The sequence below is a fragment of the Flavobacterium sp. genome (assembly GCF_027484205.1).
Taxonomy (GTDB): Bacteria; Bacteroidota; Bacteroidia; order Flavobacteriales; family Flavobacteriaceae; genus Flavobacterium.
On the sequence record NZ_JAIXUB010000009.1, the window covers coordinates 115798 to 140914 of the forward strand.

22 protein-coding genes are annotated in these 25117 nt (G+C 29.8%); 8 read left to right on the forward strand and 14 right to left on the reverse strand.

All coding sequences use genetic code 11. From position 1 onward, the window contains the following. The first annotated feature begins 1 nt into the window (after position 1). Positions 2-763, forward strand: coding sequence for a succinate dehydrogenase/fumarate reductase iron-sulfur subunit (locus Q0049_RS03125; RefSeq protein ID WP_298116464.1), 762 nt, complete (start codon positions 2-4; stop codon positions 761-763). Positions 764-824: 61 nt separating this feature from the next. Here the strand turns inward: Q0049_RS03125 and Q0049_RS03130 are convergent, their stop codons facing one another. From Q0049_RS03130 to Q0049_RS03145, 4 genes are all read right to left on the reverse strand, one after another. After that, positions 825-1454, reverse strand: coding sequence for a response regulator transcription factor (locus Q0049_RS03130; RefSeq protein WP_298116466.1), 630 nt, complete (start codon positions 1452-1454; stop codon positions 825-827). Then, positions 1451-2815: a sensor histidine kinase gene (locus tag Q0049_RS03135; protein WP_298116468.1), complete on the reverse strand. Its 1365-nt coding sequence runs from the start codon at positions 2813-2815 to the stop codon at positions 1451-1453. Before Q0049_RS03135 ends, Q0049_RS03130 begins: the two co-directional genes overlap by 4 nt. A 66-nt stretch (positions 2816-2881) precedes the next feature. After that, complete coding sequence (locus Q0049_RS03140) at positions 2882-3478, reverse strand: hypothetical protein (protein WP_298116470.1); 597 nt, start codon at positions 3476-3478, stop codon at positions 2882-2884. A gap of 8 nt (positions 3479-3486) precedes the next feature. Beyond that, positions 3487-4335 carry a hypothetical protein gene (locus Q0049_RS03145; protein WP_298116472.1) on the reverse strand — a complete coding sequence of 283 codons (849 nt, stop codon included), beginning with the start codon at positions 4333-4335 and terminating at the stop codon, positions 3487-3489. A gap of 159 nt (positions 4336-4494) precedes the next feature. Here Q0049_RS03145 and Q0049_RS03150 point away from each other — a divergent pair, with 159 nt between their 5' ends. Then, a complete protein-coding gene (locus Q0049_RS03150; RefSeq protein ID WP_298116474.1) occupies positions 4495-7371 on the forward strand; it encodes a GH92 family glycosyl hydrolase in 2877 nt (958 codons plus the stop codon). Positions 7372-7429: 58 nt separating this feature from the next. Continuing rightward, complete coding sequence (locus Q0049_RS03155; protein WP_298116476.1) at positions 7430-8191, forward strand: amidohydrolase; 762 nt, start codon at positions 7430-7432, stop codon at positions 8189-8191. An 8-nt stretch (positions 8192-8199) separates the two neighbouring features. Here the strand turns inward: Q0049_RS03155 and Q0049_RS03160 are convergent, their stop codons facing one another. Together Q0049_RS03160 and Q0049_RS03165 are read right to left on the reverse strand one after the other, a co-directional pair. Then, complete coding sequence (locus tag Q0049_RS03160) at positions 8200-9798, reverse strand: Ig-like domain-containing protein (protein ID WP_298116478.1); 1599 nt, start codon at positions 9796-9798, stop codon at positions 8200-8202. Positions 9799-9875: 77 nt separating this feature from the next. Further along, on the reverse strand, positions 9876-10559 hold the full coding sequence (locus Q0049_RS03165) for a ComF family protein (protein WP_298116480.1): 684 nt from the start codon (positions 10557-10559) through the stop codon (positions 9876-9878). A gap of 96 nt (positions 10560-10655) precedes the next feature. Between Q0049_RS03165 and Q0049_RS03170 the strand changes: the two genes are divergently transcribed. Then, positions 10656-12200 carry a glycine--tRNA ligase gene (locus Q0049_RS03170; RefSeq protein WP_298116482.1) on the forward strand — a complete coding sequence of 515 codons (1545 nt, stop codon included), beginning with the start codon at positions 10656-10658 and terminating at the stop codon, positions 12198-12200. Positions 12201-12269: 69 nt separating this feature from the next. Here Q0049_RS03170 and Q0049_RS03175 read toward each other — a convergent pair whose 3' ends face one another. Together Q0049_RS03175 and Q0049_RS03180 are read right to left on the reverse strand one after the other, a co-directional pair. Beyond that, complete coding sequence (locus Q0049_RS03175) at positions 12270-12824, reverse strand: DUF3575 domain-containing protein (protein WP_298116484.1); 555 nt, start codon at positions 12822-12824, stop codon at positions 12270-12272. Positions 12825-12885: 61 nt separating this feature from the next. Beyond that, positions 12886-13203 (reverse strand): helix-turn-helix transcriptional regulator, encoded by a 318-nt coding sequence (locus Q0049_RS03180; RefSeq protein WP_298116486.1) that lies wholly within the window; start codon positions 13201-13203, stop codon positions 12886-12888. A 691-nt stretch (positions 13204-13894) separates the two neighbouring features. On the opposite strand from Q0049_RS03180, the gene Q0049_RS03185 reads away from it, so the two are divergent. The 4 genes from Q0049_RS03185 (at position 13895) to Q0049_RS03200 (ending at position 18344) form a co-directional block, all read left to right on the forward strand. Further along, positions 13895-14932, forward strand: a complete 1038-nt coding sequence (locus Q0049_RS03185) for a LytTR family DNA-binding domain-containing protein (RefSeq protein WP_298116488.1) — start codon at positions 13895-13897, stop codon at positions 14930-14932. A gap of 348 nt (positions 14933-15280) precedes the next feature. After that, on the forward strand, positions 15281-15541 hold the full coding sequence (locus tag Q0049_RS03190) for a hypothetical protein (protein WP_298116490.1): 261 nt from the start codon (positions 15281-15283) through the stop codon (positions 15539-15541). Positions 15542-15627: 86 nt separating this feature from the next. Then, positions 15628-17664 (forward strand): tetratricopeptide repeat-containing sensor histidine kinase, encoded by a 2037-nt coding sequence (locus tag Q0049_RS03195; protein ID WP_298116492.1) that lies wholly within the window; start codon positions 15628-15630, stop codon positions 17662-17664. 5 nt (positions 17665-17669) lie between these two features. Beyond that, positions 17670-18344, forward strand: a complete 675-nt coding sequence (locus Q0049_RS03200; RefSeq protein WP_298116494.1) for a response regulator — start codon at positions 17670-17672, stop codon at positions 18342-18344. A gap of 54 nt (positions 18345-18398) precedes the next feature. On the opposite strand, the gene thiL is transcribed toward Q0049_RS03200, so the two are convergent. The 6 genes from thiL to Q0049_RS03230 all read right to left on the reverse strand — a co-directional run bounded on the left by thiL (position 18399) and on the right by Q0049_RS03230 (position 25116). Next, complete coding sequence (gene thiL, locus Q0049_RS03205) at positions 18399-19445, reverse strand: thiamine-phosphate kinase (protein ID WP_298116496.1); 1047 nt, start codon at positions 19443-19445, stop codon at positions 18399-18401. Between the two features lie 119 nt (positions 19446-19564). Beyond that, on the reverse strand, positions 19565-20944 hold the full coding sequence (locus Q0049_RS03210) for an NADH-quinone oxidoreductase subunit N (RefSeq protein ID WP_298116497.1): 1380 nt from the start codon (positions 20942-20944) through the stop codon (positions 19565-19567). Positions 20945-20958: 14 nt separating this feature from the next. Continuing rightward, the gene (locus tag Q0049_RS03215; protein WP_298116499.1) at positions 20959-22395 is read right to left on the reverse strand and encodes a NuoM family protein; all 1437 of its coding nucleotides are present in this window, start codon (positions 22393-22395) and stop codon (positions 20959-20961) included. Beyond that, complete coding sequence (nuoL, locus tag Q0049_RS03220; protein WP_298116501.1) at positions 22395-24281, reverse strand: NADH-quinone oxidoreductase subunit L; 1887 nt, start codon at positions 24279-24281, stop codon at positions 22395-22397. Before nuoL ends, Q0049_RS03215 begins: the two co-directional genes overlap by 1 nt. 6 nt (positions 24282-24287) lie before the next feature. Then, entirely contained in the window at positions 24288-24608 is a 321-nt protein-coding gene (nuoK, locus tag Q0049_RS03225) for an NADH-quinone oxidoreductase subunit NuoK (protein WP_298116503.1), read from the reverse strand. Between the two features lies 1 nt (position 24609). Beyond that, a complete protein-coding gene (locus tag Q0049_RS03230) occupies positions 24610-25116 on the reverse strand; it encodes an NADH-quinone oxidoreductase subunit J (RefSeq protein ID WP_298116505.1) in 507 nt (168 codons plus the stop codon). Position 25117: the final 1 nt, after the last annotated feature.

Consider the following 25117-nt stretch of genomic DNA (forward strand, 5'->3'; position numbering starts at 1 on the left):
TATGAGCGCAGCAAAAAATATAAATATTACCCTAAAAATTTGGCGTCAGAAAAACTCCAAAGCTAAAGGGAATTTAGAAACATACAAATTGAATGATGTTTCTACAGCAAGTTCGTTTTTGGAAATGTTAGACCAATTGAACGAGCAATTAATTAATGACAATATTGAGCCAATTGCATTCGATCATGATTGTCGTGAAGGAATTTGCGGTATGTGTTCTTTGTATATCAATGGTCGTGCACATGGTCCAGATACTGGTATTACAACTTGTCAATTGCACATGAGAATGTTCAAAGATGGTGATACAATTTATGTTGAACCATGGAGAAGTAGAGCATTTCCAGTAATTAAAGATTTAGTTGTTGATAGGAGTGCTTTCGATAGAATTCAACAAGCTGGTGGATTCGTATCTGTAAATACTTCGGGAAATACTATCGATGCTAATTCAATTCCTGTTCCAAAAGATGATGCAGATAAAGCATTTATGGCTGCAGCATGCATTGGTTGTGGCGCTTGTGTTGCAACTTGTAAAAATGGTTCTGCAATGCTATTCGTAGGTGCAAAAGTGTCGCAATATGCTTTATTACCACAAGGTAAAGTAGAAGCTACAAATCGTGTGTTAAATATGGTTCGTCAAATGGATGAAGAAGGTTTCGGTAATTGTACCAATACTGGAGCATGTGAAGTAGAATGTCCAAAAGGAATTTCTCTTGAGAACATTGCTCGCATGAACCGTGAGTTTTTAAAAGCATCGGTTAAGTAATTCATTACTTTTTAAAATAATCTAAAACGCATTCATTAATTTGGATGCGTTTTTTTTTGGTTTAAACCAATCCTTTTTCAAATGCAACTCTAACTAATCCTGCAGAGTTTTTCACGCCCAATTTTTGCATTAAATTACTTCGATGCGATTCAACTGTTTTATTACTCAGAAAAAGTTCATTAGCAATTTCATCTGTAGTGTACTCTTTAATTATTAAGGCTAAAATTTCTTTTTCTCTACTAGTTAATTTGGGCACAAAATAATTAGAATTGAAAATCCCTATAGAGTCGTTTAATAGAATATCATTAATATTTTTAGGCAAGTATCGATTTCCCTTATTAACCTCTTTTATAGCTTCGGTAAGTTCGGTTTTACTAGTGTTTTTGAGTAAATAACCCATAGCACCATTTTTTAAAATTTGCTTTATGAAAATACTGTCTTCAAAATTGGTTAACGCAATAATTTTTAAATCTTTTCGTGTTTCTAAAAGTTCTTTACAGGCAACAATCCCATTTCCATCAGGTAAATTTATATCCAAAAGTAAAACTTCAATAGAATCATTTAAGTTTTCGAAAGTATCTTTTAAATTTTCAAAGGATTGTAATACTTCAATTTGTTTGTCAGATTTTAGCATGTTTTTAATGCCTTCAATCACTATTGTATGGTCGTCTGTAATGGCAATTTTAATCATTTTGTTTTATTTAAATCAATAGAAATAGTATACGATGTTCCTGATGATGAACTATCAACATCTAGTTGTGCGTTAAGAAAATCAATACGGGTTTGTATATTTTTATGACCTATTCCTTTAGAAATTGTATTTTCATTAAAACCTATTCCATTATCTTCTACCGTTATAAAAAGTTCATCATCTCTATAATTGAATTGTATTATTGCTTCTGTTGCTTTAGCATGTTTTAAAATATTTACAACTAATTCCTGAACAATACGATAAATTACCGTTTCTGTTTTCTTTGAAAGTGCTATATAATTTCCAAAGAATTGAAAATCTATCTTAAAATCATCGGTCGAATTCATCTTAAAGCAATACTCTTTAACGGTTTCAATTAATCCATAATCTAAGATAGACGAAGGCATCAAATTGTGTGAAATACTTCTAACTTGTGCACAAGATTCATCAACCATATTGATTACTTTGATTATATCTTCTCTTGCAATATTACTTAAACCTGAATCTTCAAGAGTTGATAATCTATATTTAATTGCAGATAAATCACCATTTAAACCATCGTGAAGTTCTTGAGCAATTCTTTGTCTTTCTTTTTCTTCACCATCGATTAAGGCTTCAAGTTTTGAAATTTCTTGGTTTTGTTTTTCAAATGCTATGGCTGCTTTAGATTTTTGATTTTCTTCATTTACAAGCTTAATTTTGTATGCTAAACCAAGAACAAAACAGAAATTCTCTATTAAAATACCCGTTAAAAAATATTTAATAATGTTTCCATTGTTTTTTGTATACACACTTAAATAGAAACCAATAAGTGCAAAAATGATGTAAAAGCATAAACCTGTTAAATAAAAATATTTGTGTTTTCCCGAGTGTTTTAATGTTTTTGGAAGTAAATAGAAAAATAAAATTAGCACTATGGGTAAATACAAAAATTGAAAAGATTCGAAAAATAGTTCAAATTTATTATTTCGAAATGTGATGAAAAAAAGTACCGAAAAAAACACAAGTATAATTGTCAAAAATTTTATAATTCGGTCAGTAATAGTTTTTATAAATTTATTAAGATCAAGAAAATAGATTGAAAAAATAAAATAGAAATTATAAAAAACAACCTGAATATACCAATTATTAAACTTTGCGAAACTAACTGCATCTTCCTTTGCAAAGAATTGACTTAAAATAGTGTCAACAAAATAGTAATAAATCCATTCTTTTTTGGTTAAAACATAAAGGATAAGAGTGAAATTATAAAACGCATAATATTTAAAACTTTTGTCTTTTGTATATAGATGCAATGAAATACTTAACACTAAAAAGAGCATCAAATATGAAATAACAGCATGCCATATAAATTCAATCATTTAGGAAATATTTTTTCCGCTTCCAAAATAAATTGAAAGCGGAATTTTTAATAAAAGTAAAAATTATTATTTTGTTTGAATAAAATTAAATGATAAATCTCCAGCATAATAATTTGTTTGTGAACTTGTAGGTAACGTTTGTGATGTTCCAGAAATAAATTTATATGATTTTAATTCAATATTACCCGAAATAATTGGATAAGTTACTATTGAACCATCATTTTTCTTTCTATCATACCAATCGTTTGTGTTCATGGTGATGGCATATTCTTTATCTTTTTCTAAAGGAATGTCATTAATATCAAATGTAAAGTCGGTATTTATTGTAGCTACATTTACAATTTCTGTTCTAATCACTGTCGATGTTTCTATATCCCAAAGGGTAACTTTTAGACTACTATTTACATCCGGCAATTTTACTTTTAATGAAGTGATTTTTCCCTTTACTTTTGGCGAAAAGAACAAACCAAATTCAAAACTTCCTGAATTTACAAATAGGTTTGTTTTTTGGTCAAAACCAGTTTGCGATAAATAACTTGCTAAAAAATTTTCTTCTTGAAATTTTGGACCATCATCGTCTTTACTACAAGAAGCCATTAAAAAAATTACTACTAAAAGTTTTACTGAATTTTTAATCATCATTTTTGATTGTTTTGTTTTCATAAGATTTATTAATTTACACGTTCATATATTTTTGTGCTTCCTCCTTTTAAAAGAAATCTGTTTTCATCAGCTAAAAAAGGAATACTTACTTCTTCATTAGTATTTAGATCATAAAAAACTACATTTTTACCTTCAGTATACCAACCTTCTTTAGTGACATTGCCATTTCCTCCGCTTTCATAAGTAACATCACTAGTTCCACCTGCACTACTTCCTGTCCATGATAAACATTCGCCATTTGGTTTAAATTGGATAAAATAATCTGTTGCAAGTGAACCGTAGTTATCGCCATAACCACTACTCAAAACCTCTGTATATCGCCAAGTTCCAATTAATCTTCTATCTTTCTCTCTCGAATTTAATTGAGCACTAGATTTAGAATTGTACACTTCTGCATCTTGAGTTGTCGTTAGATTAGAGTTTCCATTATCGATGGTTATTCCTTGTTTTTTAAGTAATAAATCAACAACTCTATTATCTAATTCAGGAAATGTAATTGAAAAAGTAAGATCATTGTCATTTAATATTGCTTCAAAATCATAATAAATGTTTTTACTTTTATCTTTTAGTTTTCCCTTCATTGTGTTTCTAGTACTTATTGCAATGAGTTCATTTTTAACACCATCCATATAAAAAAATCCTTTTACTACATTTTGATTTTCTGTTAATTCTGCCGAAATAGAAGCATTTTCGTATGACGCAATATAGTTACCAGTAAAAATTGATGCCACTGTTGAAGTTTTTTTTGGATTGCCCTTTGGTTTAACTTTTTGATTTTGAGAATTCGATTGATTACAAGCGGTCAAAAACAATAGTAAAAAGCACAATGAAACGGTTTTAATTTTTGATATACACATAATTTTTTTGTTAATGTTTGACTTGTGCAAGTTACTTAGGGTTAAAAAAATAAAATTAAGGGTAAATGCTGTTTGTTATAATTAGTGGTTTTCCCTGATGTTGTTATCCTAACAAAATGTGTTTTTTTATTTATCTTTGAAAAACAAACAAACTACACAATGAAAAAAACTTTTTCACTTTTAATTTTATTTAATACACTATTTTCTCTCGGACAGAATTATCACAAATACGTCAACCCAATGATTGGAACTGGTGGACATGGACATACTTATCCTGGAGCGACAGTTCCTTTTGGTATGGTGCAACTTTCGCCTGATACTAGAATTGATGGAAGTTGGGATGGATGTTCTGGTTATCACTATGATGATTCAGTAATTTATGGATTTTCTCATACACATTTAAACGGAACAGGTTGCACGGATTATGGCGATATTATGTTAATGCCAACAATGGGCGAACCAAATTTTGACCCAAAAGAATATGGTTCTAAATTCACTCATTCAAACGAAAAAGCAACTTCAGGATTTTATTCAGTTAAGTTAGACAAACATAATATAGACGTCAATTTAACCACTTCAACTCGTGTGGGATTTCATCAATATGTCTTTAATAATAAAGGTCAAGCCAATATAATTATAGATTTAAACCATAGAGATAAATTGCTATATGGCGATATAAAAATTATTGACAATAAAACCATCGAAGTTCTAAGAAGAAGTGAAGCTTGGGCAAAAGATCAATACGTTTACGCTCGTATTGAGTTTGATAAACCGATGCAAGTTTCTAAGGCAGAAGCTAACCAAGAAAACAGGAAAGACTTTTACTCAGGAACGATTCTAAAAATTGCTTTTTCCACACAAGTTAAAAAAGGAGAAAAAATTTCAGTTAAAGTATCGCTTTCGCCAACAAGTTATGATGGAGCAAAGTTAAATAGTTCTGAAATTAAAGATTGGGATTTCAATAAAGTTATAAATGAATCTGAAGAACTTTGGGACAAGCAATTATCTAAAATTGAAATAAAAGAAACAGACGAAGAGAAGTTAGCTATTTTCTACACGGCTTTATATCATACGATGGTTCAACCCAATATTGCGCAAGATATTGATGGAAAATACCGCGGTAGAGATAATAAAGTTCATCAAGCAGAAGGATTTGATTATTATTCGGTATTCTCGCTTTGGGATACTTTTCGAGCAGCACATCCATTATATACTTTAATCGAAAAGAAACGCACCGCCGATTTCATAAATACGTTTCTAAAACAATACGAGCAAGGCGGACGATTGCCAGTTTGGGAATTGGCATCTAATGAAACCGATTGTATGATTGGTTATCATTCGGTTTCGGTTATGGCAGATGCCATGGTAAAAGGAATAACAGGTTTTGACTACGAAAAAGCATTTGCAGCAGCAAAACATTCGGCGATGTTAGATCATTTAGGATTGGATGCTTATAAAAGACAAGGTTTTATTTCGATGGATGACGAACACGAAAGCGTTTCTAAAACTTTAGAATATGCTTACGACGATTGGTGCATTGCTCAAATGGCTCAGATTTTAAATAAGAAAGAAGATTACGAATATTTCATGAAGCGTTCTCAAAGTTGGAAGAATGTTTTCGATTGGGAAACAGGTTTTATGCGACCAAAGAAAAATGGAGGTTGGGACAAACCCTTCGACCCAAGAGAAATCAATAATAATTTTACCGAAGGTAATTCATGGCAATATTCGTTTTTTGTACCACAAGATATTCCAGGAATGATAGAAGCGTATGGCGGAAAAGATAAATTTGAAGCCAAACTCGACGAAATGTTCAATAGTGAGAGTAAAACTACAGGAAGAGAACAAGTAGATGTTACCGGATTAATTGGGCAATATGCACACGGAAACGAACCAAGTCATCACATGGCGTATTTGTACAACTACATTGGAAAACCAGAAAAAACCACCGAAAAAGTACATTATATTTTAAATAATTTTTATAAAAATGCACCAGATGGATTAATAGGAAACGAAGATTGTGGACAAATGAGCGCTTGGTATGTTCTGAGTTCGATGGGAATTTATGCGGTTACGCCAGGTACAGAAAAATGGGAAAGTATAGAACCATTGTTTAATGAAATTAAGATTAAAAACGAAAATGGTAGTTTTCTTGTAGATTATAAAAAAGATAAAGTAAATGGAGTATCCAATAGAATTTTTTTACTTGCTGATAAATTAAGAGAACAATTGATTCAAAGTAGAAGTTCAACCTATGCTCAATTTGACTATTCACAAACTATTTATAATAGAGAAGATAAAAATGATATTATTCCTGTTCCTGTAATTCAAGCAGAAAGTAAATCGTTTAAAGACAAAATGACGATTGAAATAGCACAATTGAATAAAAACTGTATTATTTATTATGTTGTTGATGAAAAGGATAGTAGAGATGATTTGACGTTTCTACCTTATGTAAAACCTTTTATTATCAACAAAACTTCATTAGTTTCAGCATATTGTTTGTGTAATGATAAGAGGAAAAGCGACACTATTTCCGCAACCTTCTTCAAAAAACCAAATAATTACACCATCGACATAAAATCTACTTACAATCCGCAATATCATGCTGGAGGAAAGGAAGGTTTATTGGATGGAATTAATGGTTCCACCAATTGGAGAAAAGGAGATTGGCAAGGATATCAAACTCAAGATTTTGAAGCCATTGTTGATTTGCAAAATGTAAAAGAAGTTTCTAGCTTCAGTTCAACTTTTCTACAAGACCAACGTTCATGGATTTTAATGCCAACCAAAGTAGAATATTATAGTTCATCTGACAATATCAATTTTACATTGATTACTTCTGTAGCAAATGATGTTGATCCAAGAAAAGATGAAAACACAATTAAAGATTTTAGTTTTAAAGCATCAAAATCAATCAATGCTCGATACATAAAAGTAAAAGCTTACAATTATGGAAAACTTCCAGAATGGCATTTAGGTTTTCCATATAATGGTGATGCATTTATTTTTATAGATGAGATAACAATTAAATAAATTCGCGAGAATCTGTGTTTTCACAAAGTGAATCCGTTTCATTAGCGTTCCAATAACCATGAAAATAGCCTTAATACAAACCGAATTATCTTGGGAAAACCCCAATGAAAACGTAGCTTTACTTCAAGATAACATTAATACTATTTCGCAATATGTCGATTTAATTGTTTTGCCCGAAATGTTTACTTCAGGTTTTACAATGAATCCACAAAATGTTGCTGAAAGCATGGATGGAGCAACTATTTCGTGGTTAAAAAAAACTGCTAAAAATAAAAATTGTGCTATTACAGGAAGTTTAGTAATTGAAGAAAATGGCAATTATTACAACCGATTGGTTTTTGTTTTTCCATCGGGCGAAATTCAGTCGTATGACAAAAGACATTTATTTTCTCTTGCAGGAGAAGACAAAGTTTATACTTCAGGAACAAAAAAATTAATTGCAGAATATAAAGGTTTCAAAATCTGTCCGCTAATTTGTTACGATTTACGTTTTCCTGTTTTTTCAAGAAATATTGAAGATTATGACGTACTTATTTATGTTGCTAATTGGCCAAAGCCGCGAACTAACGCTTGGGATATTTTGCTAAAAGCTCGAGCTGTGGAAAACATGTGTTATGCAATTGGTGTTAACAGAGTTGGAACTGACAATAACAATCACGAATATATTGGTCATTCACAAGTTGTTGATTATCTTGGGAATTATATTCAAGAACCAACTGAAAAAGAGGGAATTCTATTCGTTGAATTAAATAAAAAAGAAATGCTAGAAACAAGAAAGAAACTGAATTTCTTGAATGATAGAGATAACTTTAAACTTTAAGCTCGTAATTATTTGCCAACATCAACTGCTTGTTCCACATCCCAATTTGCCCTGACATCAATTTCGCTTGGAAAATAAATAACTTCTTCGCTTTGACGTTGTTCTAAGTAACTTCCGGGATTCCAAATTTTATCTTTATTGTCGTCATAAATCACACGTAGCGTAAATTTATTTGGTTCAAGTAGGTTGAAGTCTAAGGTGGTGTTTTTTTCAGAATAATCGCTTGCTAACACTTTTCCATCTTTATCGGTCAATTCAACAATAATGGGGAAACGTTTTACATTTTCAAGCTTTACTCTTAAATTCCCATACTCAGAAACATCTAATGTTGAAAACTTAAAATTTAAAGTATCGTTAGTTTTTTCATAAAAATCAGTCATACCGCCAGGCAAAATTGTCATTGTGTATTTTTCAAGTGGCTGTTTTTCAAAATCAAAAACGAGTTGTTGTTTCATTTCATCATAAGAAGTTGTAAAAGCAACAACTGCCGAATCTTTGTTAATCAATTTAATCTTAGAAGTATCAAATTTTTCTAAAGGAATACTCGAATTAATAGTGAATTTCTCTCTAAAAGGTAAATTTCCTGCTTTTTCTGGTTTGAAATTCAAACTGTCTTTTTTTTGATCTTTCAGTTTCAATTTGAACGTTTCATTAAATTTATCTTTTGAAACAGCAATATTTATGGAGTCATTTTTCATTGGTTTAAACCAAATTTGTAATGAATCTTTCTTAGGCAATTGCGAAATTTTAAACGGAATACTTTCTTCGCCTTTTTTTATTTCAAATTTCACATCTTTTGGATTTCCTTCATATCCAATTGTTGCTCTATTTCCAGATGCTTGAGAAGGTTTTAGTGCTTTAAATTTTGCAACTTCTTTAAATAATTCTAATTGAAATACTGTATCATTTGGAATTGAAACATAATCTTTAATAAATCCAATTTGGTCTTTTGCAGGATCAAATTTGTTGTTATTATTGGCATCTTTCAAGGCAATTAATCGATATTTTCCTTCTTTAATATTTTCAAGTTTTACCGCTTTTAAACTATCTAGTGAATTAGTAATATATCTTGGAGTTTCTTTGTAAATAGTTGAATCATTATATTTTTCATTCACTTCATACAACATAAACGAAACAAAATTTGTGGCTTTTTTTTCAAGTGCATCTTTAAAAGTTGCTTTCAATTCTAGCGAATCAATATAAGTTCCAGTTGAAATTACATATTTGAACTGAGGCAAAACATTTCCTTCATTATTGTCTTGAATACTTTGTCCAAAATTAAAACTGTAGGTAGTATTTGGTAATAAAGTATCTTTTAATTTGATAGTTATGTATTTACTTGCGTTATACGGCAAAACTTCTGGTGGTTTTGACATTGGAGGCGAAACAATAAGTTGTTTTCCAACGTTTTTTAGCTTCACATATTCGTCAAAGTAGAGTTTAATTTCGTTGCCTTTAAAATTAACCGTACCGTTTTTAGGCGAGCTATTCAATAATATTGGTGCCAAAGTGTCTTTTGCTCCGCCAGTTATTGTACCTCTTTTTGCACAACTAACAACTGTTATGGCTAAAAGGATTAAAATGTATTTAGAATAAAATTTTAACATCAATTCAAGTTTTCTTACCGCAAAATAACAATTATATTTATTGGAAACGAAATGTTTTTATTTATAATTAACTAAAATTAGCTATGCGAATACGCCATGCAAACAACACTCAATCGTGCTCCAGGAATTTTTAATAGCTCTTTTCCACAAGCTTCTAATGTTGAGCCAGTTGTAAGCACATCATCAACTAGAAGAAAATGCTTATTGTGATGTTTTTCTGAAAAATCTACACCAAAAATATTTTCGACAACTTCACTTCTTCCGATAATGGATTTTGAAATTTGCGATTTGGAAAAAATATTTCTTTTCAAAACGGACTTTTCATAATCAACATTCAATTGTTTTGAAATAGTCTCTCCAAAGGCAGTTACTTGATTATAACCTCTTGATTTTAATCGTTTTTTGTGTAAAGGAACAGGAATAATAAAATCAACATCTTTCAATTCTTGAACATTTTTTATTTCTTCAGAATACCAATTTCCAATCGCTTCACCAATTTCTTGATGACCTTTATATTTTAATTTGTGAATCATTTCTTGAACAATTCCTTTTTTGTGATAATAAACCAAGCACGAGGCATGTTCTAATGAAATTCTGCCATAAAATTTACTAAATGCTTCATTGTTTTTGTTCAAATGATGATTTGTCAACGGAATTTCGTGTCGGCAAGAAGTACAAATAACGATTTCATCTTTCAATAAAAACGAATTACAACCTGCGCAAGCTTTAGGGAAAAAGAGATTTATAATACTTTTAATCATGAATTTTGGCTAATAATTTTATAAAAATATAAAAATCAACGATTCATTGGCTATTTATATTAAATTTTAATTTCACTTTTATATTTTTGCACCATTATGGCAAAACAAGAAGATTTATTTAAAAATGTAGTTTCGCATGCAAAAGAGTACGGATTTATTTTTCCGTCAAGCGAAATTTATGATGGTTTAAGTGCAGTTTACGACTACGCACAAAATGGTGTTGAATTAAAGAAAAACATCCGCGAATATTGGTGGAAAGCAATGGTGCAAATGCATGAAAACATTGTTGGACTTGACGCTGCGATTTTGATGCATCCAACAACTTGGAAGGCTTCTGGTCACGTTGATGCTTTTAACGATCCATTAATTGACAACAAAGATTCTAAAAAAAGATACAGAGCTGACGTTTTAATTGAGGATTATGCCGAAAAATTAAACCTGAAAGCAAAGAAGGAAATCGAAAAAGCACGCGAACGTTTTGGCGAAGCTTTTGATGAAGAACAATATAAAACGACAAATCCTCGTGTGATGGAATATCTTTCAAAAGAAAGAGAAATTCTAGAACGTATGGGTAAATCTCTAGGAAATGGCGATTTAGAAGATGTAAAAGCCTTGATTGAAGAATTAGAAATTGCTGATCCTGAAACAGGTTCGAGAAATTGGACTGATGTAAAGCAGTTTAACTTAATGTTTGGCACAAAATTAGGTGCATCTGCTGAAAATGCAATGGATTTGTACCTTCGTCCAGAAACAGCGCAAGGAATTTTTGTTAATTTCTTGAATGTTCAAAAAACTGGTAGAATGAAGATTCCTTTTGGAATTGCTCAAACGGGTAAAGCTTTTAGAAATGAGATTGTTGCCAGACAATTTATTTTCCGTATGCGTGAATTTGAACAAATGGAAATGCAATTTTTTGTAAAACCAGGCGAAGAAATGAAATGGTACGAATATTGGAAAACAACGCGTTTAAATTGGCATTTGTCTCTTGGTTTAGGCAAGCAAAACTACCGTTTCCATGATCATGAAAAATTAGCGCATTATGCCAATGCTGCTGCTGACATCGAATTTAATTTCCCATTTGGATTTAAAGAATTGGAAGGAATTCACTCAAGAACTGATTTTGATTTGAAGGCACACGAACAATTTTCTGGTAAAAAATTACAGTATTTTGATAATGAAACAAATTCTAATTACGTTCCTTATGTAGTTGAAACTTCGGTTGGATTAGACAGAATGTTTTTAGCAGTTTTTGCAACATCATTAAAAGAAGAAACTCTTGAAGATGGTTCAACGAGAACTGTTTTGAGTTTGCCAAGTGTTTTAGCTCCAACAAAAGCGGCAGTTTTACCATTAGTTAAAAAAGATGGCTTGCCAGAAGTGGCTCAAAGTATAATAGACGATTTAAAATGGGATTTCAACGTGGCTTATGATGAAAAAGACGCCGTTGGAAGACGTTACAGACGTCAAGATGCGCTTGGAACACCATTTTGTATCACAGTTGATCATCAAACATTAGAAGATAAAACAGTTACGATTCGTCACAGAGATTCAATGAAGCAAGATAGAGTTGCGATTTCTGACCTAAGAGGAATTATTAACGAAGAAGTTTCAATGAGAAATTGGTTGATGAAAACAGTTTAGAAATTTATAAGTATAAAAAAAATCCCATTTTGAAATTCAAAATGGGATTTTTGCTTTTGTGATGCTTTTTTAAAATCGATATCCTACTCCAATTGAAAATTTTCCTGTTATTCTAGAATAATCCGTATCAGGAATATTTGAAGAAATAGATAGGTTTCTACCAATTCCGCCGCCAATTTCAAACATTACGTTTCTTTTGGTATACCATTTTCCACCTAAACCTATTCCTAATGCGAAAGCTTTTACTTTTTCTTCTACATTACTACCAAATCCTTCGCTGTCATAATAATAATTATCTCTGTTTACACTTTCATATATTGAAAATCCTTCCATATAGAATCCTGAAACAGGTTTTTTACCAAAATAGAAACGATAATAAGGTGAAAAAGCAAATGCGGTATTAATATCTGCTTCTTCTTTATCAATAAGAAAAGTTAAAGAAGCACCAATACTTGACTCTTCATTAATAGCACGTTCATAAGTGCCTTCAAAAGCTCCTAAAATTAAATACAATGCATTTAATTTGATTTCATTTTTTTTAAAATCTGATGTTTCGATTTTCTCTTGACAAAATCCGTGTGCACTAATTAATGTTAAAGCTAAAAGAATAATTATTTTTTTCATGTTTTTTTGTTCAAATCTAATAGAAATTTTTGTTCAAAAGAGTATTAGCATCAATTTAGATTTAATCTTGTTTAGGTAAATTAATTTCACTTAGAACAAAATCCTTTACTTTTTCCCAAGTTTTGATATTTAGTGAATAGTAAATGTTGTTTCCTTTGTTTTTTCCTTGAATCAATTTTACTCGTTTCAATTCAGAAAGATGTTTTGAAACTGTAGATTGTGCTAATGGAAGCACTTCAAGAATATCACCACAACATGAGGTTGGGTTGTCCATTAAAAACTGAATAACTTTCAATCTTGCCGGATTTCCTAAAGCTTTTAATATATCTGCCATTTCATTGATTTTAAAGGCAAAACCAAATGTTTTTGTAATTCCCATATCGCTATGTATAGATTTTTATTTTAAATTTATGTGCAATCAATAATCTTTTTTATAATTATTTCTAAATTTCAATAATGTATATTGATTTCAAAAATACTAAAGTTTATTCAATGCAGATTATTCATTTGAGGTTTTATTTAAATTGATTGTATTAGATTTTATTGAAACCTTAGTTTTTTCATTAATTTTTTTTCTTTTAAATGTTTCAGAGTAAATTTTTTATTGTTGATAACATTCTCAAATTTTTTTTTGATTAAAAGTTCTTTTTCTTGATTTATTTTGTGAGAAATTTTCCAATTATAAAATCGATTTATTTATTAATTATGATGTTTTATTTATTTCAAGCAATATTGTTAAATAATTGATATTAAATATTTTATAACACTTTTTTATATTTAATTATTCCTATATATAAATATAAATTATTAAGATTTTAATTTTTTTCAAAAAAGTAAGAAAAGACTTTATTAAAATTGCTGTTTATCGACTAATTTTTCCTTTAACCTAAAATGCTGCTTTTGTTTAAAAGTCAAATTAATGATTTGATAACATTATGTAGAAAAGCATTATTTTAGTAAAGTTTTAAAAGTGTGATTTAAAACAAAATAGTCCCAAACTATTATATATTTAACCTTTCGAGTTTGTATGAACTCTATAACCTAATGCTTTACCCCAAAAAGTAGAGCAATTGAATAATTTTACGTACGTAATTATTGACGATGATTATAATAATGTTTTGAAAACTAAGCAAATAGCTGATAGTTTTCAAAACCTTACCTTTTTAGCGTCTGCAACTAACTACGATGACGCTATTGATTGTATTCTAGAACATAATCCAAGTTTTATTTTCCTTGAAATTGATCCTTCTGACAAAGAATCAAACCTTTCATTGCATATAATAAATGAATTGCACCGCTATTTATCCGTAGTACCAAAAGTTTTTGTTACTACTAAAAACGATGCGCTATCATTACAAGCTTTTAAGTATGGCGTTTTTGATTATTTACTATTTCCTATAGAAATAAAAGAGTTACGTAAATCTATCTTTCGATTGGAGAAAGAAATTGGTGTTAATCATTCTACAGTTAAGACAAGTCATATTAATCCCAATAATACTTTAGTTAGTCAATCAACTCTTGCGCCTAATACAACTTCAAATTCTGAAAATATCAATGAGATTTTCCAAGAAATTAATACAATTGTAGATATTCCTGAGGTTATAAATGTTGTTAATCAAGATATTGAAGATGAAGTTGAACAAGAAAATGAATCAAAAGAAGTTATTACTGAATTAGATAACGAAACTCTTTCAGAAACTGTTAGAGCAATTGAAAATAATGAAGTAACTTTTATCCAATCAGATAACCAGAAAGAGAAACCATTAATAATATGTGTGAAATCTTATGGAGATTATCGTTATATTGACGCAAAAGACATTTGTTATTTACAAGCGGACAATAATTCAACCGATATTCACTTGAATACAGGTGAAATGATTACAGCATTTAAAACTTTAAAACATTTTGAAGGTGTTTTAAAATATCCATTTGTTAGAATTCATAATAGTTATATACTTAATATAGAATATGTTTCTAGAATTCATACAGGAAATGCTGTTTGCCATATTAAAAACACCACAACTAAGCTTCCTTTCTCTAAATCTTATAAAGAGAACATTGATGCAATAATATCCACAATTGCTTCTGGTAATTATATTGAGATATAATCCAAAAATTTATTGCTATAATTTTCTAATCTAACTATCGATTATTGGTAAAATATTTCGATTAAATGTCATTTATTTTCATAAATAATTGATTATCAGTTATTTAATTGTTATCACCTCATTTTTTACCCCGTAAAAATACCTGTTTTTCAAAACCATTCATTCACCCAAATTTGATGTTCATTCACTATCAAATGGATGCAATCTACATTATACAGTAAAATGAGTATTTATCGAAATGTATTGCTGTAGTAATTTTACGACGTGGAAACACAAATAAATGGCTAACGAGTCACAAAAATGAAAAAACAAAAAGAAAATTTAACAAAAAACATAAAACCCCAGATTATGAAAAAATTTACTACAGTATTCGGATTATTATCATTAATGTTATTATTAACGTCTTTCACAAATCCAATTGGAGGAAGAGGACAAGTTGGAACAGGTAATTATGAAATTGGAGGAAGAGGACAAGTTGGTACAGGAAACTTTGAAATCGGTGGAAGAGGACAAGTTGGAACTGGAAACTTTGAAATAGGAGGAAGAGGACAAGTTGGTACAGGAAACTTTGAAATTGGAGGGAGAGGACAAGTTGGTACAGGAAATTAATATTTAAAACTCTACATAAAAAAAAGCTATCACATTTGTGATAGCTTTTTTTATTTTGTAGTTTTGTTTAAATCAAAAATTTCATTTTGAAAAAAATATTTCTTTTTTTATTTTTTATTTCAATTTTAGGGTGTAAAAAACACAATAACTATGCAGATAATCAAACTGTAGAAAAAATCGATTTTTTTCTTAAGAATACTTCAAATAACAAATATTCCGAAAAGGAACAGTTAATATACAATGACAAAGCTTTAGAATTATTAATGAATATAGAAAATTCAGCTTTTAAAAGAAAAAGCATGGATTTAGTAATTGATAATTATTTTTTTTTAAATCAGTGGGAAAAGTATAACAAAATTTCTAGAGAACTACTGGAGATTTCCAAGTCTGCTAATGACACTAATTACATAGCTAAAGCTATGAGATATCAAGGTAATTATTACTATAAAAAAGAGGTACTGGATAGTTCATTTTATTTCTACAACAAATCAGAATTTTTCTTCAAAAATATAAAAGATTATAACAACTATTCAATAGTACTACTTAAAAAAGGAATTGTTCAACTTGAGTTAAATGATTTTTTCGGAGCTGATATTTCTTTAACAAAAGCATATAATATTCTAAAAAAAACTGATGATAATCAACGTATTTATGCAGCTTTAAATTCTTTAGGAACAGTTTCTAGTGAACTAAAAGAGTATGATAGAGCAATTTTATATTACAAAGATGCTTTGGAGATTGTAACAAATGCAAAATTAGAAACTTCTGAACATCAAACTGCTAATTGTTACAATAACATAGGGTTGGTATATTTAGATTTAAAAAATTATGAAAAGGCTATTTTTTACTTTAAAAAAGCAATATCAGAAAAGAGATTAAAAGAGGAAAGTCCATTATTGTATTCTAGTGTAATTGATAATCTTGCTTATTCCAAACTAAAAAAAAATGATTATAAAAATATTGAAAAATTATTTTTCGAATCCCTTAAAATAAGAGATAGCTTAAATTATTCAAGTTATAAAATATTGACTTATATTCATTTGTCTGAATATTTTTATAAGATAAATGATATAATTAAAGCAAAAAAATATTCATTTAATGCTATAGAAACTGCTAAAATATCTAAGCTACCTTATTATTCAATTGCTGCACTTAAACAGGCATCTATTGTTGATAAAGAAAATTCTTCTAAATATTCTGAGGATTATGTAAGAATTACTGATAGTCTTCAAATTGTAGAGAGAAATTCGAAAGATCGTCTTGCTCGAATTCAATTAGAAACAGACGAACTTAAGAAACAAAATTTAGTTCTAGAAGAAAGAAATCGTGATGTTTTAAACTTTCTTTTTGGTACAATACTATTTGTAGGTTTCTTATATTATATGAGAGTGCAACGTTCTAAAGAGCGAGAATTAGCTTTAAAACAAGCACATCAAAAAGCTAACGAAGAAATTTATCGTTTAATTATTTCGCATCAAAATCAGCTTGAAGAAGGAAGAGATTTAGAGAAAAAACGATTATCTAAGGAACTTCACGATGGTGTTTTAGGAAGACTTTTTGGCTTACGTCTTAATCTTGATGGCTTGAATAGTTTTGATGATGCAGATGCAAAACAACAACGATTAGAATACCTAAATGAGCTTCAAATTATTGAACAAGATTTAAGAGAGATATCGCATGAATTGAGTCGTGAAAATTTAGTTCTAATCAATAATTTTGTTGCCATTTTAAATCGATTGGTTGAAGAACAAGCCAAAGTAAATACTGCCAAAATAAAAATGATTATTGCTGATGATATTCAATGGGATAAGGTTTCTAATATCATAAAAATTAATTTATACCGAATTCTACAAGAGGCATTACAAAATATTAATAAACACGCTCAAGCTAAAAATATTTCAATACATTTTAGAACTGACAAGAAAGAAAATCTTCTTTTTGATATTGAAGATGATGGTATTGGTTATGATACAACAGACAAGAAAAAGAAAGGAATTGGGACAAAAAATATTGTTGAACGAACACAACAATGTAATGGATTTATAGATATTAAGTCTGAAGTTGGTGTGGGTTCAAAAATAATTATTACCTTTCCAGTCGATAGTAAAACCATTAAAATATAGTTAATATGCCCCAAAATATTAATGTTTTGATTGTTGATGACCATCCTTTTATCATTCAAGGATATCAAAATGTCATTACAAGATTTCCAAACAAAAAATATGAATTTACGATAACCAAAGCAAGTGATTGTAAGTCAGGTTATGAAACAATACTTAATCAAAATAATCAAAAATTTGATATTGCTTTTTTAGATATTAGTATGCCTGTTTATGAAGAAAAGAATATTCAAACAGGTGAAGATTTAGCAAAAATCCTAAAAGAAATTTCTCCAGATTGTAAAATTGTTCTTTTAACGATGCATTCGGAGCGTTTGAAAGTTGAAAAAATAATTGAAGAAATAAATCCTATTGGACTTGTAATAAAAAATGATTTAACTTTTGATAATATGCTTTTAGCTATTGATACAATTTTAAAAGATGAAAGGTATTATAGCGAATCAGTGATTAAGTTCTTAAATAATTTGCAAAAAGAGAAAGTCTATGTTGATGTGTTTGATAGACAAATTTTACACTTTTTAAGTAAAGGAATTAAGGCAGATGACGTTGCTCTTTATATACCACTTTCATCAAGTTCTGTTAGAAATAGAATTGAAAACATGAAAGAATTGATAGGCAAGAAAGGATGTAAAAATGATGAGCTAATTAATGAAGCTAAAGAGAATGGAATGATGTTAAAATAAATAATGTTATAAAAAAAATGCCCCAAAGAGTTAGATACTATTTGGGGCATTTTTTTATTCTGATAAAGCATTCCAACCACGAGCTTTCAAAGGAATTTTAGTATTTGCTCTTGTAATTAAATGAATTCCTTCGCTTTCTTGAACCATATGACCAATTACCGTGAAGTTTGGATTCGCTTTAATTTTATCAAAGTCTTCCATGGCAATAGTAAATAAGAGTTCATAGTCTTCACCACCATTTATTGCAACTGTAGTCGAATCGATATTGAATTCCTCGCAAACATTTATAAATTGCGGATCAACAGGAATTTTTTCTTCATATAAATTACAACCAACAGCACTTTGTTTACAAATATGAATAATTTCTGAAGATAAACCATCGGAAATGTCAATCATCGATGTAGGTTTTACATCAAGTTTTGCCAATAAATCTTTTATGTCATGACGAGCTTCAGGACGAAGTTGTCTTTCAATTAAATAAGTGTATGCATCTAAATCAGGTTGGTTATTTGGATTTACTTGAAATACTTGCTTTTCCCTTTCAAGAACTTGTAAACCCATATATGCAGAACCTAAATCGCCTGATACAACTAATAAATTACCTTGTTTAGCACCATTTCTATACACAATCTCATTTTCGTTTGCTTCGCCTAATGCGGTTATAGAAATTATTAACCCTTTTTGTGATGAGGTTGTATCACCACCAATTACATCAATATTATAGAATTTTGACGCTAACGTTATTCCATCAAATAATTCTTCAAGTGCTTCAAGTGGAAATCTATTTGATACTGCTACAGAAACTGTAATCTGAGTTGGTTTGGCGTTCATAGCACAAATATCCGATACATTTACTACAACAGCTTTATATCCTAAATGACGTAAAGGCATGTATGACAAATCAAAATGCACACCTTCAATCAATAAATCTGTTGAAACCACAATTTTTTTATCTCTAAAATCTAAAACAGCAGCATCATCTCCAATACTTTTTATTGTTGATTGTTGTTTAACATCAAAGTTTTTGGTTAAATGTTCTATCAAACCAAATTCTCCAAGTTGTGATAATGAGGTGCGTTGCGGATTTTTATCTTCTATCATCTTTTTAAATTTTAAAATGCAAAGGTACAAAGTAGATATCTTGCTTAACTATGTTTTATAAATTAAAAAACCATCAAAAATATTTTTTGATGGTTTTTATGAATTGAATTAATAATTATTTATTTCAATAAATTAGTGACTAATGATGGATATAAACCGATAATAATATTTAATGTTATTGATACAACTGCAACTGCATAGTATACAAATGGAGTAGATTGTTTCTCTTCAGTAGTTTCTTCGGTGTACATTGCTATTATTAATTTGAAATAATATCCTACACTTATAATTGAATTAATTACACCAGCAATCACTACTATTAAATATTCTGCTTTAATGGTTTGTGTAAACAACATTAACTTGGCAAAAAATCCTGAAAATATTGGAATTCCTGCCATTGATAATAAAGAAGCAGTCAGAATTCCGGCAAGTAATGGATTGCTTTTCCCAAGTCCATTAAAGTTTATAATGTCTTCATTATCCTTATCTTTTGTAACATAAATAATTACAGCAAAAGCTGCCATTCCGGCTAAAGCATATGCAGATGTATAATACAATAGTGTTGATGCAGCTGTGGATAAACTTAATAAAGCCATTAACATAAATCCTGCATGAGAAATTCCTGAAAAGGCTAACATTCTTTTTACATTTTTCTGACGTAAAGCCATAATATTTCCTACAGTCATCGAAGCTATAGAAATGATTACGATAATAATTTCAAAATTATAAGTCAATCCAACAGTCAATCCGCTTAAAAGTTTGTAAAGTGTTGCCATTGCTACAACTTTAGCTAAACTGCTCATTAGAGCGGTTGTTAATGCGGGTGAACCTTCATAAACATCTGGTGCCCAAAAATGAAAAGGAACAGCTGCGATTTTGAATAACATTCCTATAATCATTAATGTAATTCCTATTGGAAACCAAATTGGTAATCCTGCACCTTGAGATAGTTCATAAATTTCTCTAATGTCAAAATAGCCAGTTGCTCCATATATTAGACAAATTCCAAACAGTATAATTCCTGAGGCAAAAGAACCCATCAAGAAGTATTTCATTCCTGCTTCATTACTCTTAATATCTAATCTTTTACTGGCTGCAAGAATATATAAAGCAATTGATAAGACTTCAATACCTAGAAAGAACATGGCTAAATTTACAAATGAAACCATTGCAACTGCACCAGAAAGCAAGAAAATTTTAATTGAAATAAAATCTGAAATTTGACCTTGATGTTCTTTATAAACATCGCTACTTAAAGCAATTAAAAATATTGTTAATACGATAAATAAAGAGGAAAAAGCAGTTGAAAATTTATCAGCTATAACCATTGATGTGAATTGATCGTTGAAAGAAGGATCAATTGACCAAAGATTTAGTGTAAGTCCAAGAATGGCTAATAAACCAACAATTGTTACAGGAACAAGCGCTTTTCTTATATTAAAGATTTCAGCTATAAGCGAAAAAACACCGAGTGCTGCTATTGCTATTATTGTTTGCATTGGTAGGTCTAAATTTATCTGTTTATATAAATTAAAATTTCTTTTATTGCTGGTGTAACCAAATCACTAATTGGTTTTGGATACAATCCGAAGAATAATAAAAATCCTATTATTATTACTAATGTAATTGACTCGTTAATAGTAACATCAGCAAAAACTTTTGTATTAGTTTCTCCTAACATAACATTTTGAAACATTTTCAACATATAGTAAGCACCAAGAATAATTGTTGTTCCGCCAAGAATAGCAAACCAATAATTTACTTGAGACAAACTGTATAAAACGGTAAACTCACCAACAAAGTTAAAAGTTCCAGGTAAAGCAACCGATGCTAAAACTAAAATCATAAATAGTGAAGTGAATTTAGGAGATTGTGAACGAATTCCGCCCATTTCACTAATTTTTCTAGTCTCAAATCGTCTGTTGATAATTTCTGCTGCGAAGAACAAACCAACTATCACAAATCCGTGAGCAATCATTTGATAAACAGCACCATTTAATCCGTCAAGAGTTAATGTATAACAACCTGCAGCAATCAATCCAACGTGTGCAAGTGATGAATAAGCAAGCAGTTTCTTTAAATCTTTTTGGCGTAAAGCTACAATCGAACCATAAATTACACCAGCAATACTTAATCCTAAAAGAATTGGCATGTACGTTTTAGCCGCTAATGGAGCAATTGGAATTTGCCAACGGATAACACTGTATAATCCCATTTTAAGCATGATTCCCGATAGAAGCATTGTCCCAACAGTTGGTGCTTTTTGATAGACTTTTGCTTGCCAAGTATGAAAAGGAATTATTGGAATTTTGATTGCATATGCTAAAAAGAAAGCAAAGAATATCCAAAACTGTTCTGTTTCAGAAAGAGATAATTGATTGAAGTTTCCAAGAAGAAAGTTTCCTGATTTTTGATATAAATAGGCAAAAGCAGCTAACATAAATAAAGAACCTGCTAGTGTATAAATAAAGAACTTTACAACCGCTTTCTTGCGTTCTTCAGCATCACCATTACCCCAAATTAATGCTATAAAATAAATTGGAATTAATGAAAGTTCCCAAAATACATAATATAGTAACCCGTCAACTGCTAAGAAAGTTCCGGTCATTGCAAAAGCCATAAACAAAACTAAAGCATAAAAACTTTTAGAGTTGGAGTATGAATTTCCAAATGACGAAAAAATAATCAACGGTGTTAGAGATGTAGTAAGTAAGACCATAGCCAATGAAAGTCCATCGGCTTTAAAAGCAAGATAAATAGTTGGATTTTGCATCCAATTTCCTAAAAATCCAATATCTGAACCATTATAATATTGATTCAAAAGATAAACTGAAAATCCAAATGTTGCTAAACTAAATAGCAAAGCAACTTTAGAGGCAAGTTTGTTTCCTGATAAGTAAGTTGCAATTGCTCCAACTAAAAGCAATATTAATAGAGTAGTTACATTCATTATGCAATTTTTTGAGCTAAAAATAAATAAATAATTATGGCACAAACACCAATTACAAAGGCAAATAAATATAATCCAATACTTCCTGATTGAACTTTTTTACCTTGTTTTCCAATTCCATTTGCTACTGAACCAAAACCGTAAACTAATTTACCTAATGCTGGTTCAAGTGTTTCTCTAAAGAAATTAGATAATCCGTTTAATGGTTTTACAATTAAAAAAATGTAAAATTCATCAACATAATATTTATTATACAAAGTTTTTGAAAAACCTGTTATTTCATTGTCAGATTTTGGAACAAATGCTTGTTTGATATATTTTGAATAAGCTAAACCAATTCCTATTAAACCTCCAACAACAGCAATTGCCATTAAAGAGTATTCTGTGGTTCCAAAATGATGTTCTTCATGTTTGTTGGCTAAAATTGGCTCCAAATAATGATTCAACCAACTATTACCTGGTAAGCTAATTAATCCACCAACTATAGATAAAATTCCTAATACAATTAATGGGAATGTCAACAATGATGGGCTTTCGTGTAAATGATGTTTTTGTTCTTCAGTTCCTCTAAAATCTTTAAAAAAGGTTAGATAAATCAATCGGAACATATAAAATGCTGTCATTATTGAAGCAATTGAAGCAATAACCCAAAGAGGTTTATTGAAGTGAAAAGCAGTCATTAATATTTCATCTTTAGAGAAGAATCCTGAAAATGGTGGAATTCCGGAAATAGCTAAAGTTGCAATTAACATTGTTGCAAATGTTATTGGCATTATTTTTCTTAAACCTCCCATTTTTCTCATGTCTTGTTCATGATGCATAGCATGAATAACAGAACCAGAACCTAGGAACAAACAAGCTTTAAAGAACGCATGTGTAATTACGTGAAAAACGGCAACATTGTATGCGCCAAGTCCTAAAGCTAAAAACATTAAACCTAGTTGCGAAACAGTTGAGTAGGCAAGAACTTTTTTAATGTCGTTTTGAACTAATCCAATTGATGCAGCAACTAAAGCAGTAACAGCTCCAATAATTGCAATAATATTAGAAATGAAAGGTGTTAAATCGAATAAAAAATTCATTCTTGTTATCATAAAAATCCCAGCAGTAACCATTGTAGCAGCATGAATTAATGCCGAAACTGGAGTTGGACCTGCCATGGCATCTGGTAACCATGTATAAAGTGGTAATTGCGCCGATTTTCCTGTTGCACCAATGAATAAACACAAAGTAGCTGCACTTAACCAAAAAACGTTTCCATTTTGAGTTCCGCCAAGAATTAATTCTTTTAATTCAGTAAAATCTGCAGTAGAAAATAATGAGGCAAGAATAAAAATTCCAATTAAGAAACCTAAATCTCCAATTCTGTTCATAATGAAAGCTTTTTTTGCAGCATCATTATAATCTTGATTTTTATACCAAAATCCAATAAGTAAATAGGAGCAAAGTCCAACACCTTCCCAACCAATGAACATAACTAATAAGTTACTTCCAACAACTAGCGTTATCATGAAAAAGATGAACAAATTCAAATAAGCAAAAAACTTATGCATATTTTCATCATCATGCATATAACTTATAGAATACAAGTGAATTAATGATCCAATTCCTGTTACAAATAATAACCACAAAATAGATAATCGGTCTAACAAAACACCAAAATCAATTTTGAAGTTACTTACTGACATCCAATCAAATAATTTAATTGGCTCAGCAACTTCGTTTATTTGCATGAAAAAATAAACACTTATTACGAAAGATACCGTTACTGCAAGTGTACCCACAATACCTGAAATGTTTTTTCCTGCTTTTTTTCCAAAGAAAACATTAAATAGAAACCCTACAAATGGGGTTAATAACAATAGTAAAACTAAATTCTTCTCCATTAGGGATTATCCTTTTAAGTTTTTTAAATTAGCAATATCAATTGAACCTAAATTTCTGAAAATAGAAACTAGAATGGCTAAACCAACTGCAACTTCTGCTGCTGCAACTGCCATTGAAAAGAAAACGAATACTTGTCCTTCAGCATCTTGGTGATAAGTTGAAAAAGCAACAAACAAAAGGTTTACTGCATTCAGCATGATTTCAATTGACATAAAAACAATGATAGCATTTCTTCTGTATAAAACACCGAAAACTCCAATGCAGAAAAGAAGGACAGAAAGAAAAATATAATTTTCTATACCTATATGATCTAAAATATTATTCATCTTATTTTTTTTCTTTTTTAGATATTAATACTGTTCCAATCATAGCTACTAAAAGAAGTATTGAAGCAAACTCGAATGGCACCATATATTCGTTAAGCAAGACTTTACCTAACTTTTTAATTGATTGAAAATCTTCTCCTGTGGTATCATAATCACCTACAATTGTTTTCGAATTTACAAATACGGCTATTAAAACAGCACTTAATAAACAAAAAACAACAATTGCTCCAAGTCTTGTAATTCTTGGTTTGTGAACTTCATCTTCTTTATTCAAATTCATCAACATGATGGTAAATAAGAATAGAATCATAATGGCTCCAGAATAGACGATGATATGTACTATGGCTAAAAACTGAGCATTAAATAAGAAATAATGTCCTGCTATCGAAAAGAAACAAAGTACTAAATAAATGGCACTATGAATTGGGTTTTTACTATAAATGGTCAAAAAAGCTGTTGCCAATGTTATAGCTGCTAAAACGTAAAATGTTATTAGTATTGGAGACATA

Bases quoted from the DNA above. Each gene is read 5' to 3' on its own strand.
- Q0049_RS03175 (WP_298116484.1), bottom strand. From the start codon at position 12,824: ATGAAAAAAATAATTATTCTTTTAGCTTTAACATTAATTAGTGCACAC.
- Q0049_RS03140 (WP_298116470.1), bottom strand. From the start codon at position 3,478: ATGAAAACAAAACAATCAAAAATGATGATTAAAAATTCAGTAAAACTT.
- Q0049_RS03210 (WP_298116497.1), bottom strand. From the start codon at position 20,944: ATGCAAACAATAATAGCAATAGCAGCACTCGGTGTTTTTTCGCTTATA.
- Q0049_RS03190 (WP_298116490.1), top strand. From the start codon at position 15,281: ATGAAAAAATTTACTACAGTATTCGGATTATTATCATTAATGTTATTA.
- Q0049_RS03155 (WP_298116476.1), top strand. From the start codon at position 7,430: ATGAAAATAGCCTTAATACAAACCGAATTATCTTGGGAAAACCCCAAT.
- Q0049_RS03130 (WP_298116466.1), bottom strand. From the start codon at position 1,454: ATGATTAAAATTGCCATTACAGACGACCATACAATAGTGATTGAAGGC.
- thiL (WP_298116496.1), bottom strand. From the start codon at position 19,445: ATGATAGAAGATAAAAATCCGCAACGCACCTCATTATCACAACTTGGA.
- Q0049_RS03160 (WP_298116478.1), bottom strand. From the start codon at position 9,798: ATGTTAAAATTTTATTCTAAATACATTTTAATCCTTTTAGCCATAACA.
- Q0049_RS03145 (WP_298116472.1), bottom strand. From the start codon at position 4,335: ATGTGTATATCAAAAATTAAAACCGTTTCATTGTGCTTTTTACTATTG.
- Q0049_RS03230 (WP_298116505.1), bottom strand. From the start codon at position 25,116: ATGTCTCCAATACTAATAACATTTTACGTTTTAGCAGCTATAACATTG.
- nuoL (WP_298116501.1), bottom strand. From the start codon at position 24,281: ATGGAGAAGAATTTAGTTTTACTATTGTTATTAACCCCATTTGTAGGG.
- Q0049_RS03215 (WP_298116499.1), bottom strand. From the start codon at position 22,395: ATGAATGTAACTACTCTATTAATATTGCTTTTAGTTGGAGCAATTGCA.
- Q0049_RS03150 (WP_298116474.1), top strand. From the start codon at position 4,495: ATGAAAAAAACTTTTTCACTTTTAATTTTATTTAATACACTATTTTCT.
- Q0049_RS03125 (WP_298116464.1), top strand. From the start codon at position 2: ATGAGCGCAGCAAAAAATATAAATATTACCCTAAAAATTTGGCGTCAG.
- nuoK (WP_298116503.1), bottom strand. From the start codon at position 24,608: ATGAATAATATTTTAGATCATATAGGTATAGAAAATTATATTTTTCTT.
- Q0049_RS03165 (WP_298116480.1), bottom strand. From the start codon at position 10,559: ATGATTAAAAGTATTATAAATCTCTTTTTCCCTAAAGCTTGCGCAGGT.
- Q0049_RS03135 (WP_298116468.1), bottom strand. From the start codon at position 2,815: ATGATTGAATTTATATGGCATGCTGTTATTTCATATTTGATGCTCTTT.
- Q0049_RS03180 (WP_298116486.1), bottom strand. From the start codon at position 13,203: ATGGGAATTACAAAAACATTTGGTTTTGCCTTTAAAATCAATGAAATG.
- Q0049_RS03170 (WP_298116482.1), top strand. From the start codon at position 10,656: ATGGCAAAACAAGAAGATTTATTTAAAAATGTAGTTTCGCATGCAAAA.
- Q0049_RS03200 (WP_298116494.1), top strand. From the start codon at position 17,670: ATGCCCCAAAATATTAATGTTTTGATTGTTGATGACCATCCTTTTATC.